Below are 14,759 nucleotides of genomic sequence, written 5' to 3' on the forward strand. Positions count from 1 at the left end.
CCAATTGGAATCTGCTTCTCTCAAAGCTTCTCAGCTCTGAGGGCAATGCTAACTCAGCGTTTCTGCCATCATATAATCGCCGTCGAGCCAAAGCTGGACCGCCTGTCCACGCAATCGGCTCTCCATGTCTTCGGCCGTCTTGTAGAGGCCGTCGATGGCAACGAGTTCTGCTTCCATCTTGCGGCAAAAAATGCGCGCATCGGCATTTCCGGCTGTTCCGGCCATCGCACGACCGCGCAACGCGCCATAAACGTGGATCGAACCACCTGCCACCACTTCCGCACCGGACGCTACAGAGCCAACAATCGTTACATCACCGTCCGGAAAATAGACCGACTGGCCAGACCGAACCGGCTCGGTGACGACCATGGACGGAACAGCCTTGACAAGTTGCACCGACGCGGAGGCAACCGGTGCACGCTCCTGCGGTTTCGGCTCTGTGATCTCCGGGTCGAAATCTGCTGCAGGCTGCCCACCACGCATTGCGGGCGGCATGCCTGGGCCCAATAGAGAGGGCCGCGCATTTTCAAAGCCCGTAATCCAGACGCCACGTTTAACCAGATCCTCAAGCAACTGAACCAATTGGGGACGCTCGATCGAAACATTCTCCAGATCGAGAACGATCGGGCGATTCAGAAAGAACCCCACTGAACGGGCTGCAAGATCGTCCAGCTTGTCGAGCCAGCCATCGAGCGGCAGTTCAGGCGAGAGTACCAGCGCAAGAAAGGACCTCCCTTTCAAGCGGATTGGACGAGACTGTGTTAGCACTTGATTCATCTTGGTTAAAAAACGGTTTATCCGGTCTATATGCGCAATGGTTAACAGATGGTTAATTTCTGAAGCCCAAATAGTTCCAACTGCTGGAGCAACCGGTCCCTTTTTTGACGATCAGAACATAACTATCAGCGGGCATTAAAGTGCTGCGTGTCCTTATGGGCGCACGCAGGGCACTCCAAGCTATTGAAACTACACATCAAGCTTTCCGAAAAGCGATTCCGAGTTTCGGACCGATGCGGTAGCCGTCGGACACGGAACGCAACATTGCGCCCAATTGAAAAGCCAAAGGCACTTCCAGCTCGAAAGCGACTCAGCCTATTCTTAATTATAAACGGACAATTGGATCGATTATTGCGGTTTCTTAGTCCGTCCACAGAAGACGTTGCAAAAATATAAAATTAAATTCCGATCAAATGTGACGCTGCGTAATGTATTATATTTTTATAATATATTTTTATTTAGCCATAAAGCGAGAATATCTTCCATAGAGTGGAAACCAATGAAAATCTATCCGATTCTTTTTAAATCATATTTCTTCTAATTAGCAGACATTTGCAGATCAGCTAGATCATTTTCTGATATTGCCAGCGTTTCATCAAGAATTTCATGAACAATATGCGCCATGAAAGACCTTCAGGCGACCTATCAACCGACCCGGTCGATGCAACAAGTGAGTATAACTCAACGAAGCAACAGCGATCTTTCTGATCGTTTTCTTTTCTCTTCGAATGCCGTCCTCGTCAGTAGGAATGATCCCTGACTGAAGCACAGAATATAGATTGGTTTGGAAGGTTCCGCTCAAAGGAACCGCCTCGCGTTTGGGCGGGGGGCTTAGGGGCGCGAGGCGGGCGAGCTCTCAGGAGTGCACGCACAGGGAAAATGGAACGTTAGCTCCGATTCTGGAATTAACAATACGTTCCAACCTGAAAAATTACGTGAGCAGAGTATAGAAAAGCCCACAACGCCTGGGAGGAGGAGAGCGTTGTGGGCTTAATCTGTAAGCGCGATTGGGAGGAGGAGTATCGCGCTTTGGGTTCGGTTTTTGGGAGGAGGAGTGAACCGGACGCATCTTTAATAGCCTGCCCAGCCGATCCGCTCAATCAACAAGCTTGCATTGCTGATATGCACTTTCAACAGACCCAAAATGAAAACCGCCTCGCAGCGAATGAACGCGCTGAGGCGGCATACCTCCCCCGAAAGCCCCCAATCGAAGAAGATGGAGGAACTTACTCATAGCTTTGACGAAAATAAATAGACAATCTGCACGCGCACTTGAAAATCTGGTGAACAATATCAGCCAATGGTTGAAGACCCTTACTTCAACGAACTTTTCCGCGTCTCCAGCCGTTCGATTAAACATTGTTCACGATCAGATATAGTTCAGTGCTGCAGTGCGATCAAAATGCTCTTAAGCCGGTTAGAATCTGAATGAGTATCATTCAAATATCTTACACAAATTTCAGTATTTTCTGAAAACCATAGAGTTCTATTAGGGGGTTGCTTTCTCCACGAGCACGGTTATTGTTCCTCTCACTTGGAGGAGGGAGTACCGCCCCAGCGCGCTAGACCGCTGCGGGGCGGTTTCTTTTTTAGCTACCCAAAAATGCATATCTGCATTGCAGCGTTGCCCCTTGTAAGCAGCGGCCCTTATTCCTATTTTGGACTTGTTCGGTTTTACTCCTCCTCCCAAAAACCGAACCCAAAGCGCGATACTCCTCCTCCCAGTCGCGCTTTATAGATCCGCCCACTGCACACTCCTCCTCCCAGTGCAGTGGGCGTTCTCTTTTCTGAACCTCGTCACACATATAAAAAATTGAACCCAATCGGACGACCCTGTGGCTATTTCAGTAGTTTTAAGGGTTTGCAGATAATTTCTGCACGTGACGCACCAGGGAGCGGGGTTCCATGTTCTTCAGCACGACCTTCAAATCGGCCAGACCATCGCCGCTATGCGCGCCTTTGTTCTGGCTGGGTTTTGTTCTGGTTCTGCTGATCGCGCTTCTGTCATTCAGGCTCAATGCCCCTATTGGGCCGATGTATTGGGACAGCTATATCTATTTCGATGCGGCCCAGCGCATAAGAATGGGCCAGATTCCAGGCGTTGATTTTTCCACACCTGTCGGGCCACTTGGCTATTATCTTTTTGGATGGGGGCACGCCCTGTTCCCGCAGGCGCAACCGCTTTTGCTCGTTCAATGGTCAATATTGGCCGTTGCGGCCCCTCTGATGGCATGGGTACTGGCAGAGATTCGCCCCCACAATCGAACAACCGGGTTTCTGATCCTTGTTCCATTTCTGGTTTTCGCAATCTTTCCAGCCAATACACAGAGCTTTTACCCCTATCCCGGACTCGATGGGTTTGGCATTTATAACCGCCATACATCGCTTCTGCTCTACGTGCTGATGTGCGGACTGCTGTTTATGCGCAACGGCACAAAGCTCGCGCTCTTTTGCGCGGCAGTGATGCTCACCCTGCTTTTGATGAAGGTGACAGGCTTCCTTGCAGGCGGGCTGTTCGGACTTGCAGCACTTCTCGCTGGGCGAATCTCAACCCGCAACGTTCTGCTGGCCGCAGCCGCTACCGCAGCATTTCTGCTTGCCCTTGAACTGCACAATGGGATTATCAGCGGATATATTCGCGATATTGCTACATTGGTCACACTGAACGAAGAAGCCCTGCTCCCCCGTTTCCTGACCGTCATATCCTTGAAGCTGGACGTTATTCTACCGACAGTAATCCTTGTTCTGGCCCTTTTCTGGAATGAACAGCGCCAGTCCAGTGAACAAAATCGCTTCTTCGACCGGAGCTCTGTCTGGCTCGCCATTGGGCTTCTGGGCGGCATCATCCTTGAAACGCAGAACACCGGAAGTCAGGAATTCATATTCCTTTGGCCTATCCTGCTTCTGATCTTTCAGCGGATCAAAGCCGTCTCGGAGAAGCTCAAAATCGCCTTCGTCTTGCTCGCTGCCTTCTGTGTCATTCCGACATTCACCAAGGTTGTGCACCGTACCCTGCGCGCCGTTGCCGTAGCCCCAACTTATGTAGAACCGTCTTTGCCGGAACTGAAAAATCTCGGGCAGGTCCTAACCCGGCCCGACTTCCTCCAGCGGGCAGAACTTTTCGAAACCCATTACCCGGAAAACAATACAGCCTATGACGCGCTGGCAGCACAAGGCCAGCTACCGAGCTGGCAGCTTTATTCGGAAATCGATTTCCAGGTGTACTGGCTCGTTTCTGCAAACCAGGTGGTAAAGGATCTGAAATCCTTCGAGACCCAGAAGAATCTTCACCTGCAAAGCATCATGTCGCTCGACTTCGTCAATCCATTTGCGTGGATATTGGATCGCGATGCGACGCGGCATATCCAGATCGGCGCCGATCCCTTCCGCACAGTCCCGGCGTTATCCAAGGAAACGAAAGCTGCCGTAGAAGCAACCGACGGCATATTGCGCCCGAAATGTCCAACGACGACCAATCGCCTTGCCTTGCAGAAAATATATGCCGAAGCGCTACAGGATCGTGCCGTCGTCGCTTTGAACCCCTGTTGGGATTTGCTGCTTCGCCCCGGTCTCATTCCTTAATCAGAAACGGCTCATTTGATCTGAGCCTTGACGAAATCCCGCACGATCCGGACGATGCCGCGTGAAAGTACCTCATCCAGTGCTTGGATGAATGCGTCCACATGCTCCCGCCCGCAGATCAGCGGCGGCTCAAGACGGATGACGTTTCGATTATACTCGGTAAAGGCGACGAGCACCCCATGATCGCGCAGCAGATGACTGCCGATAAATCCTGGAAGCGACCCTTTCAGCTTTTCGTCTAGCATCGCCAGGACAGGTCGCAGCACGACCGGCATGGTCTGTGAGAAATCATGGAACTCCAGCCCCACCATCATCCCCTTCCCGCGCACATCTTTCAAAAGCGCAGGATAGCGGCTTTGCAGTTCATCCAGACGATCCAGAAGATATTCTCCAACATCGGCTGCGTTATCGATCAGATGCTCGTCGTAGAGCACGTTCAATGCTTCAATCGACGTGACGCAGGCTTCGCCAATCCCGCCAAAAGTCGCCATCGCATGGATCATAGCCGTCTTGGGCGTGCCGTAGGCCTTCATATAGATGTCGCGGCGCGCGATCATAGCGGCCATTGCCGTCTTTCCGCCGCCCAGCGACTTCGCCAGGGCGGTGACGTCCGGTATGACGCCATAATGCTCGAAAGCATAAAACTTCCCGGTTCGTCCCAACCCACATTGCACTTCATCGGCAACCCAGATCACACCATACTGGTCGCAAAGGCTTCGCAACTTCTGCCAGAACTCAGCATCAGCCTGAATGATGCCGCCGCCGCCCTGCACCGTTTCAAGCACAATCACCCCTATCTCGGGGTCAGAGCGAAATGCATTTTCAATGGCGGCTATGTCACCGAAGGGCACCCGAACGGTGTTATCGACCAGCTTGAATTCGCCTCGATAGAGCCCGCCATCCGTTATGGACAAAACACCCTTGGTCTTGCCGTGGAACGAATTTTCCGCATAGACGATCTTGGGCTTTTTCGGACCGGCGGCGCGTTCAGCAACCTTGACCGCGGCTTCCATCGCTTCCGAGCCAGAAGACCCCAGAAACACCATATCGAGATCGCCCGGCGAGCAGGCCGCTATGTCATAAGCAAGAGCGGCCGCATATTGCGACATAAAGGCGATTGCGATCTCGTGGCGCATTTCTTCCTGAAATTGACGCCGTGCTTCGAGAATACGCGGGTGATTATGGCCAAAAGCCAGCGATCCGAACCCGCCGAAAAAATCGAGAATGGCGCGCCCATTCTGATCATAATAATACATGCCCTCAGCACGTTCGATCTTCACTTTGTGAAAGCCGAGCAGCTTCATGAAGTGAAGCTGGCCTGGATTGAGATGAGCTGTAAACAGTTCCGTCATCCGCGGCAGATCGAGCGCTTTCGCCTCGGCAACCGTCAACAGCTTCGGCTTTGGCGTTGTGTTCGTCTTGTTCATTTCTGCCCCTATGCCGTTTCGGAAGCCCGCACATCCGACGATGCAGCTCCAATTTTCTTGCGATATTCGCTATAGGCCGCGATCAGCATGTCCTCATCACGATATTGCGGTATCCAGCCAAGCTCGCGCTCGCCCTTCGAAACATCCAGAACGCACATTTCATCGGCAATCAGATATTGCTCCGGGTCCATGATCGGCATGTTCATCCAGTCGAGCAGGCCCAGCGTGCGTTTCACTGCCCAGGCGGGTGTTGGCAACAAAATGGATTTTGACCCTGCATGGCGGATCAGGTCACCGAGCAGTTTGCGGACGGGAGGCGGATTGAGCGAACCGAGATTGTAGACCTCGTTTAGAACGCCAGCCTTGAAAGCAGCACGTGCTGCCTCCGCACAATCAAACACAGAAATGAACTGATAGGGATTCCTGCCCGAGCCAATCATCGGCACTGGCAGGTTGTTATCAATCAGCTTGAACAGTTTTTCCAGAATACCGAGACGGCCCGGCCCAATGATAAGACGAGGACGAAACAGGGAGATATCCATACCCCGTGCGCGCCATTCAACAGCGAGTTCTTCGGTTTTCAGTTTGGACAAGCCATACTCACCAAGCGGCTTGCACGGATGGTCTTCTTTCTGCGGCCAGGCATAGGTGTGCCCATAAACCATATCGGTGGTGAAATGGACGAGCTTGTTCGCACCAGCCGCATCCATTGCCTTGATTATATTTTCCGCCCCGTAATAATTGACAGGAAAGAAGAAATCATGACGCTTCGCCCGGACCTGAATTGGCGAAAGCATCTTGGCGGAGAGATTGTAGACCATGTCGTCTGCACGGATACCAACCCTGCGGATTGCTTCGGGATCGGTTACATCCGTCGCGACGAAAGCAGCATCGGCATAGTGCGGCAGATCGTTTTTCACGATATCCGCGACAATGACTTCATGGCCATCGGCAAGGAGTTTTGGAGCGAGATAACGACCAACAAATCCATCGCCGCCGAAGATTATATGTCTCATCGTGCCGCCCCCGTTTAACTATGCGTCTGCTGTTTTATATTGGCTTCCGCCGGCGGTTCGGATGACTTGCCGCTTTGTGCGATCAGCACTGTCCCGATGCAGATGAATGCGATGCCTGCGATCTTGTAGGCACCCAGTTCCTCCTTGAACAAAAGCCAGGCGAACAGGGCGACCGCGACATAGGCAAGGCTGAGGAACGGATAGGCAAACGAAAGATCGACTTTCGACAGCACGTAAAGATGTGACGCCATCGAGATCACGAAGGTCAGCAAACCGGCAAAAATCCAGGGATTGAAGACAATCTGGAACATGCGCTGGATCAATGTTTCGGCCGAAAAGCTGATTGGTCCGAGCGTCAGCATACCATATTTCAGCATCAACTGCGCGGCGGCATTGGTCATGACCGTGAACAGGATGAAGGGAATATATTTCATCACGTTTCCTAACCTGCTGCACCGAGCATCAATGCCGTGCGGCGCCAGAAATTGGAGTTGAAAGCCTTGTCGCGAAAAGCTTCGAAAGCGCGCCAACGCGGATAACTTGCAGCAAAAACTTCCGCGCTCATCCTGTGATCCTTATACGGATTGACCCGGCCACCGGCTTCCACGGTCATCCGGTCCAGACGATCCAACAGTTCCAGCGTCTTGCCGCCACGATTGGGGAAATCCATCGTCAGCGTATATCCCGGCATCGGAAATGACATGAGGCCAGGAGATTTCACTGAGCCGAAACGCTTGAGCACAGTCAGGAAAGAGACCTGCCCCGCAACACGGCTTGCCTCCAGCATCGCAGGAATAATCGTTCGGGCTGCGTCGAACGGAATGATACTTTGATGCTGGTAAAGCCCTGCCGGACCGTAAAGCCTGTTCCAGTTTCTGACGCCGTCGAGTGGATAGAAGAAGCTTTGATACGGCACTCTACGCGCTGTCTTCAGTTGCTTCTTGCGCTGGAAATAGGCCGCATTGAAAAGCGCCAGACTTGACTTGTTCAAAAGCGAGAATGGCAATTCAAACGGCACCCCAAACCGCCCGGCTGGCGAAAAAGAGCCATTCCGCGCGGCCACATGATTACCAACTATCAACAGGCCCCGGCCATCGGAGAGCTGATCCACCCAGGCAACAGCATATTCATTTTCGTGATCCGCCACCTCGGCCATATCAAAATATGCCTCAAGATCGCGGAAAGGCCGAACCTTCTCTTCGACGTCGAGACCGCCCACCCGCATGAGCCGGATCGTTGCGCGAAGAATTAATCCAGTCAGCCCCATCCCGCCGATTGTGGCCCGGAACAGGTCAATATTTTCCGCATCGGAACATCTGTAATGGACACCGTCCGAGCGAAGCAGTTCCACCCACTCAACATGACACCCGAAACTACCCCGCCGGTGATGATTTTTGCCATGCACGTCATTGGCGATGGCGCCACCGAGCGTCACAAACTGGGTGCCGGGTGTGACAGGCACGAAATAACCATATGGGCCAATATGGGCGATGATCTCACTCAAAAGCACGCCACTCTCAGCCGTCAGCAATCCCTTATCGCGATCGAAGTGCAGTATCTTTTTTTGCGCCTGCATGGGCACAAGGAAGCCCGCATCATTATGGCAGCTATCGCCGTAGGAGCGACCATTCCCGAACGGCAACAAGCTCGCATCGCCGGGCAAGGCTCGCGTGAAATCAGTTTCCAGCCTCTCCAGCGGAAGGTACTGCCGCTTTCGTCGATCAATGCGGCCAAAACTGTCGAAGGATCGTTCCATCAGCGCATACCAGCCACAAGAAGCAGCACCGCACCAAGCGCGATGACAACCTGACTGCGCCAATCCCTGGCAATGAAGAGCACCGGGTCGTCATCCATGTCGCCCCGATGCGCCAATATCCACACACGCACATTGATATAGAGTACTATCGGACCAAGCGGCCATATCAGCCAGGGATAGGTGTAGAGCGTCTTGACGGCATCGCTATTGATATAAAGCGCCAGAACCAGTGCTGCGGTAAATGCAGCCGCAACCCCACACTGCCCAACAATATCGCGATCTTCAGGGCGGTAGCCTCGCCCCAAAATCCGGTCCTTTTCTGTCACTGTAGCGCCCTGCAACTCGACATAACGTTTCACCAGCGCCAGCGACAGAAAGAAGAACATGGCAAATGCCATCAGCCAGAACGACGGCGGAATATAGGAAGCCGCCGACCCTCCCAACAGCCGCAGGCTGTAAAGCCCTGCGAGGCAAATCACATCTCCCAACAACATGCGTTTCAAGGCGAAAGTATAGGCGGTCGTGAAAGCCAGATAGGTGACAATTGCGAGCGTAAAGGCGGATGGGAGGAAGAAGCAGACGAAAGCCGTCAGAACCAATAACAGCGCCGCAACACCTAGACCAAAAGGAATGGATATCTGTCCGCGTGCAAAAGGTCGCTGATTTTTTCGCGCATGTCTTCGATCCACCGGAAGATCAACAATGTCATTGACGATATAGATCGCAGACGCTGTAGCAGAGAAGGCGATGAATGCCAGACAAGACGCAATCAACACGTCGGGTTTCAATATGTCATGCGCCAGAATGGCCGGCACAAAGACAAGCAGGTTCTTCAACCACTGATGAACACGCAGCATACGAACATAGGTTCTAATAGTCGGCTTCTCACCACTGAAAAGTTTGCAGCCAGTCCGTTGCTGGAAATGTGCCGCCGCGCGATCGGGCGCGACAACGACCGCCTGTCGGGCTGCATCGAAAACCGGCAGGTCATCACGATCATTTCCGGCATAGTCAAACCCCTGTCGTTCATAGTGTTCGACAAGCAGATTGGCCTTGCGTTCCGCCGAAAGATTGGTCGTGCCGGAGGTCGAATAGACGGCGCTGAAAATCCCAAGCTCGGACGCAACGGCCTTGGCCATCGGTTCTGCCGCCGCTGTTGCCAGCACCAAAGTTCGTCCCGATGCGTGTTCGCTGCGCAGAAACTCCAGAAACTCGGTTCGATAGGGAAGTCGCGATGCATCGAGCGTGATGCGTTCGGCCACCTGCCGCTTGAGATAGGCCTTACCCGAGAACAGCCAAACCGGCAGCATGAAGACGAACAGGATGTTCTTCTTCAAAAGAAGAAAAATGCCCTCCCACAGCAGATCGGTCGAAACCAGCGTTCCGTCCAGGTCGACTGCCAGCGGCACATCCTTGCTGTTCTGCCCCCGCGTGTCCATTTTCAGCCCTTTTTTCGCTCAGGCGTGAATGCGGTTCGATCAACCTTTTTCGCCTAAGCCCCCTGTCGTAAAGGGATAGAGGCAGAAACCAAATGAAAAATGAATTTTTTCGATACAATCAATAATTGATTAGCTGAATACAATTTCTGCTTAAAATTTTCTCAATAGCCAGGTTACGACATAATGCCAACGGTCTGCATCACTCATGTGTCGCAAAACGAGACCGCAACGTCAACGCCTTCTCCATCACGGAAGGCTTCGGCGCCGGTGTCCCGCGGCGCCGAAATGCCATCAGAAACTCCAGTCTTCATCCTCGGTCGCAACCGCCTTGCCGATAACGTAAGACGAGCCGGAACCGGAGAAGAAATCGTGGTTTTCGTCTGCATTCGGTGAAAGAGCGGACAGGATCGCCGGATTGACCTTGCACGCCTCCGCCGGAAAGAGTGCCTCATAGCCAAGGTTCATGAGGGCCTTGTTGGCGTTGTAGTGCAGGAACTTCTTGACGTCTTCGGTCAGGCCCACGCCGTCGTAGAGCGCTTCCGTGTAACGAACCTCATTGTCGTAAAGTTCCAGCAGAAGCTCAAAAGCAAAATCCTTGATCGTCTGCTTCTGCTCTTCGTTCAGCCGCTCCAGTCCGCGCTGGAATTTATAACCAATGTAATAGCCATGCACGGCTTCATCCCGAATGATGAGCCGGATAAGATCGGCCGTATTCGTCAGTTTTGCCCGGCTCGACCAGTACATGGGCAGATAAAAGCCAGAATAGAACAAAAAGCTTTCCAGAAAGACGCTGGCGATCTTCTTTTTCAGCGGATCATCCGCGCGATACTGGTCCAGGATCAGCACAGACTTGCGCTGTAGAAACTCGTTTTCCTCCGACCAACGATAGGCATCGTCAACATCCGGCGTCAGGCACAGCGTCGAGAAAATCGACGAATAAGAGCGCGCGTGAACCGCTTCCATGAAGGAGATGTTGGACAGCACCGCCTCTTCATGCGGCGTCACGGCATCATCCATCAGCTTCACGGCACCGACCGCGTTCTGGATCGTATCGAGCAGCGTCAGTCCGGTGAAAACGCGGATCGTCAGCTGCTTTTCCTGCGGTTTCAGCGTCTCCCACGACTGAATGTCATTGGAAAGCGGTACTTTCTCCGGGAGCCAGAAGTTGCCGGTCAAACGATTCCAGACCTCAAGGTCTTTCTCATCTTCGATCCGGTTCCAGTTGATGGCGCGCACGGCTGCAGGCTTCGGGTTCTTGGTCTTCACTTGAATATTCATGGTCATCACCAGTGGTCAGAGGGCGCAGGAAACGCAGCCCTGCACTTCCGTGCCGGAAAGCGCCATCTGGCGCAGGCGAATGTAATAGATAGTCTTGATGCCCTTCTTCCACGCGTAGATCTGCGCACGGTTGATGTCGCGGGTGGTTGCCGTATCGCGGAAGAACAATGTCAGAGACAGGCCCTGATCGACGTGCTGCGTCGCCGCCGCGTAAGTGTCGATGATCTTTTCCGGCCCGATCTCATAAGCATCCTGATAGTAGTCGAGATTGTCATTGGTCATGAAAGCTGCCGGATAGTAGACGCGGCCGATCTTTCCTTCCTTGCGTATCTCGATCTTCGACACAATCGGATGAATCGATGACGTCGAATGATTGATGTAGGAGATCGAACCTGTTGGCGGCACGGCCTGAAGGTTCTGGTTATAAAGCCCGCCCTCCATCACCGCGTTTTTCAGGTCGCGCCAGTCGTCCTGCGACGGGATCGCAATGCCAGCCTTTTCGAAGATTTCACGAACCTTTTCCGTCGCCGGTTCCCAAAGCTGCTCGGTATATTTATCGAAATATTCACCCGACGCATATTTGGATTTCTCGAAACCCTTGAACGATTTCCCCGTTTCCACCGCAATCAGGTTCGATGCGCGGATCGCGTGATAGGTCACCGTATAGAAATAGATATTCGTGAAATCGACACCTTCATCGGAACCGTAGTAAATCCGCTCGCGGGCGAGATAACCATGCAAATTCATCTGGCCGAGACCGATAGCATGGCTTTCATCATTCCCTCGGGCGACTGACGGCACGGAACCGATATGGCTCATATCGGAAACTGCAGTCAGGGCGCGGATGGAGGTCTCGATGGTCTTGCCGAAATCTGACGAGTCCATCGCCGATGCAATGTTGAGCGAACCCAGATTGCACGAAATATCCTTGCCGAGATAATCATAGGAAAGGTCTTCGCCGAAGATGCTCGCCTCACTCACCTGCAGGATTTCCGAACAGAGATTGCTCATGGTGATGCGCCCGTCGATCGGATTGGCGCGATTCACCGTGTCCTCGAACATGATGTAGGGATAACCGGACTCGAACTGGATTTCCGCCAGCACCTGAAAGAACTCGCGTGCATTGATCTTCTTCTTGGCAATACGCGCATCGTCGACCATTTCCCGATATTTTTCGGTAACCGAAATCTCGGTCAGTGGTGCGCCGTAAACCCGCTCCACATCGTAGGGCGAGAAGAGGTACATATCCTCGTTGTTCTTCGCGAGTTCGAAGGTAATGTCTGGAATGACCACACCAAGCGACAAGGTTTTAATGCGGATTTTCTCGTCCGCGTTTTCGCGCTTCGTATCCAGAAAACGCATGATATCCGGGTGGTGTGCGTGCAGATAGACAGCGCCAGCGCCTTGCCGCGCGCCAAGCTGATTGGCGTAGGAAAAGGAATCCTCAAGAAGCTTCATCACCGGAATGATGCCGGACGACTGGTTCTGGATTTGCTTGATAGGGGCGCCCGCCTCGCGAATATTGGTGAGGCTCAGGGCCACCCCGCCGCCCCGCTTCGACAATTGCAGAGCCGAGTTGATGGAGCGGCCGATGGACTCCATATTGTCCTCAACGCGCAGCAGAAAACACGAGACGAGTTCGCCGCGCTGTTTCTTTCCCGCATTAAGGAATGTAGGCGTCGCAGGCTGGTAGCGGCCTGAAATGATCTCATCAACGAGATCGCGCGCAAGCTGCTCATTACCGCGCGCCAGCGCCAGCGCCACCATACAGACGCGATCCTCATAACGCTCCAGATAGCGCTTTCCGTCGAAGGTCTTCAGCGTATAGCTGGTGTAATATTTGAATGCGCCGAGAAAGGTCGGGAAACGGAATTTCTTCGCATAGGCTTCGTCGAAAAGATCACGCACGAAATTGAAGGAATACTGGTCCAGTACTTCCTGTTCGTAATAGCCTTCGGCCACCAGATAATCGAGCTTTTCCCGCAAGTTATGGAAAAAGACTGTGTTCTGGTTCACGTGCTGAAGGAAATACTGGCGTGCAGCCTGCCGGTCGCGATCAAGCTGGATTTTTCCCTCGTCATCGTAAAGGTTCAGCATCGCGTTGAGCGCGTGATAATCCAGCCCGTCCGAGGATTTTGCCGGTTTGTTGCTGTTGGAAGTCGCCGCTTGAGGCGCATCCTGCGCCACTGGCCGTGCCTCGCGCTCTCGGATCAAGGTCGTGTCTGCCGTGTCCAAAATCGTTCCATCCCGTTTTTGACATTGCCAATGTCCTCATCGGTTCCCAGAAGCTCGAAGCGGTAGAGATAGGGAACCTGACATTTGGCAGAGATAATGTTACCGGCGATACAGAATGCCTCGCCGAAATTGCTATTTCCCGCGGCAATCACGCCGCGGATGAAAGAGCGGTTGGTCTCATCGTTGAGGAAGCGGATCACAGGCTTTGGGACAGCGCCCTTAGAGCCGCCACCACCATATGTGGGCGTCACGAGCACGAATGGCTCGCGCACCTGCAATCCGCCTGAACCGTCCATCGGGATACGGTTCGACCGCATTCCAAGCCGCTCGACAAACCGGTGCGTATTTTCCGACCGGCTGGAGAAATAGACGATCAGGCTCATGTGACCGCAGCCCTCAGGCGAGCGCGCTGATCATGTCCGGCCGGAAGCCCGCCCAATGGGATTCACCTGCCACAACAACCGGCACCTGGCGATAACCCATGCCCTGAACGAGATGGAAAGCATCGGCATCGGCAGAGATATCGATGACCTCATATTCGATGCCCTGGCGGTCGAGGGCGCGTGTGGTGGCGGTGCACTGAACGCAGGCGGGCTTGCTGTAAACGGTGACGTTCATTTTTTCCTCACTGGAGCATGTCTCCCAAAAGTGGGAACCGGTTTTGGGGTCAAGACATGCATAAAAACAAAGAGATAGAGCATTTCCAACGGTTCGGTTTAAACTGGAATACTCTCGATAGGAGACGCAAAGAGCCGTTCGCGCATCGCAAGATGCGCGTCGAAAGACATGAGAAACGGGATCGGCCGGCCGCAACAACAAGCAGCCTGACCGCAACAAACTATGCCTCGAAGGGAGGACCGGAACCGAAACTGAATATACTGGACATGGACTTCACCCCGAAGCTATGAGCGGGAAGTTCGGGGCAGCAATCTGCAAGGCAATAGTTTGCCACACATAATTGCGCGCCAACCGGACACCCCGCCCGTGGACGTACTCGTTCAAGGCAGGTCTCCTGGCTCACGGATCAACGTCCTGTCCGCCTTCCCAGCCAAAGCCAGTGACGTGATGAACAGAACTCTCCGCTTACAGTTGCGGGGGCAGCTCCGGCATTGTCCCATCCATCATGAAAGAAACGCACCGGATTCCCGTCTTAGCTTTCGACCCAACGAATCGAAAGAACCTAGAACACTATATATAGTAGTCGAAGTTAAAAAGCCGTCAACGGATAGTTGGCGGCAAAACGTAAAAT

11 protein-coding genes and 1 riboswitch are annotated in these 14,759 nt (G+C 53.2%); of the genes, 1 reads left to right on the top strand and 10 read right to left on the bottom strand.

All coding sequences use genetic code 11. The features are described 5' to 3' along the window. Positions 1–48: 48 nt before the first annotated feature. The gene (gene minC / locus F9K91_RS00840) at positions 49–777 is read right to left on the bottom strand and encodes a septum site-determining protein MinC (RefSeq protein WP_061346660.1); all 729 of its coding nucleotides are present in this window, start codon (positions 775–777) and stop codon (positions 49–51) included. A 1,905-nt stretch (positions 778–2,682) separates the two neighbouring features. On the opposite strand from minC, the gene F9K91_RS00850 reads away from it, so the two are divergent. Beyond that, a complete protein-coding gene (locus tag F9K91_RS00850) occupies positions 2,683–4,359 on the top strand; it encodes a hypothetical protein (RefSeq protein WP_151676938.1) in 1,677 nt (558 codons plus the stop codon). 11 nt (positions 4,360–4,370) lie between these two features. Here the strand turns inward: F9K91_RS00850 and F9K91_RS00855 are convergent, their stop codons facing one another. From F9K91_RS00855 to nrdH, 9 genes are all read right to left on the bottom strand, one after another. Then, the gene (locus tag F9K91_RS00855) at positions 4,371–5,786 is read right to left on the bottom strand and encodes an aspartate aminotransferase family protein (protein WP_151676939.1); all 1,416 of its coding nucleotides are present in this window, start codon (positions 5,784–5,786) and stop codon (positions 4,371–4,373) included. A gap of 8 nt (positions 5,787–5,794) precedes the next feature. Further along, a complete protein-coding gene (locus F9K91_RS00860) occupies positions 5,795–6,802 on the bottom strand; it encodes an NAD-dependent epimerase/dehydratase family protein (protein WP_151676940.1) in 1,008 nt (335 codons plus the stop codon). Positions 6,803–6,816: 14 nt separating this feature from the next. Beyond that, the gene (locus tag F9K91_RS00865) at positions 6,817–7,236 is read right to left on the bottom strand and encodes an EamA family transporter (RefSeq protein ID WP_061346664.1); all 420 of its coding nucleotides are present in this window, start codon (positions 7,234–7,236) and stop codon (positions 6,817–6,819) included. 8 nt (positions 7,237–7,244) lie between these two features. Beyond that, positions 7,245–8,558, bottom strand: a complete 1,314-nt coding sequence (locus F9K91_RS00870) for an FAD-binding oxidoreductase (protein ID WP_151676941.1) — start codon at positions 8,556–8,558, stop codon at positions 7,245–7,247. After that, on the bottom strand, positions 8,558–9,997 hold the full coding sequence (locus F9K91_RS00875; RefSeq protein WP_151676942.1) for a UbiA family prenyltransferase: 1,440 nt from the start codon (positions 9,995–9,997) through the stop codon (positions 8,558–8,560). The genes F9K91_RS00870 and F9K91_RS00875 overlap by 1 nt, the downstream gene beginning before the upstream one ends. Before the next feature lie 291 nt (positions 9,998–10,288). Continuing rightward, complete coding sequence (gene nrdF, locus F9K91_RS00880) at positions 10,289–11,275, bottom strand: class 1b ribonucleoside-diphosphate reductase subunit beta (protein ID WP_151555047.1); 987 nt, start codon at positions 11,273–11,275, stop codon at positions 10,289–10,291. Positions 11,276–11,290: 15 nt separating this feature from the next. Next, on the bottom strand, positions 11,291–13,510 hold the full coding sequence (gene nrdE / locus F9K91_RS00885; protein ID WP_151676943.1) for a class 1b ribonucleoside-diphosphate reductase subunit alpha: 2,220 nt from the start codon (positions 13,508–13,510) through the stop codon (positions 11,291–11,293). Next, positions 13,486–13,893, bottom strand: a complete 408-nt coding sequence (gene nrdI, locus F9K91_RS00890) for a class Ib ribonucleoside-diphosphate reductase assembly flavoprotein NrdI (RefSeq protein WP_151555045.1) — start codon at positions 13,891–13,893, stop codon at positions 13,486–13,488. The genes nrdE and nrdI overlap by 25 nt, the downstream gene beginning before the upstream one ends. Before the next feature lie 13 nt (positions 13,894–13,906). Next, a complete protein-coding gene (gene nrdH / locus F9K91_RS00895) occupies positions 13,907–14,128 on the bottom strand; it encodes a glutaredoxin-like protein NrdH (RefSeq protein ID WP_061346668.1) in 222 nt (73 codons plus the stop codon). A 367-nt stretch (positions 14,129–14,495) separates the two neighbouring features. Continuing rightward, positions 14,496–14,709, bottom strand: a riboswitch (cobalamin riboswitch). Positions 14,710–14,759: the final 50 nt, after the last annotated feature.

The sequence above is a fragment of the Brucella tritici genome (genome assembly GCF_008932295.1).
GTDB classification, from domain to species: Bacteria; Pseudomonadota; Alphaproteobacteria; order Rhizobiales; family Rhizobiaceae; genus Brucella; species Brucella tritici.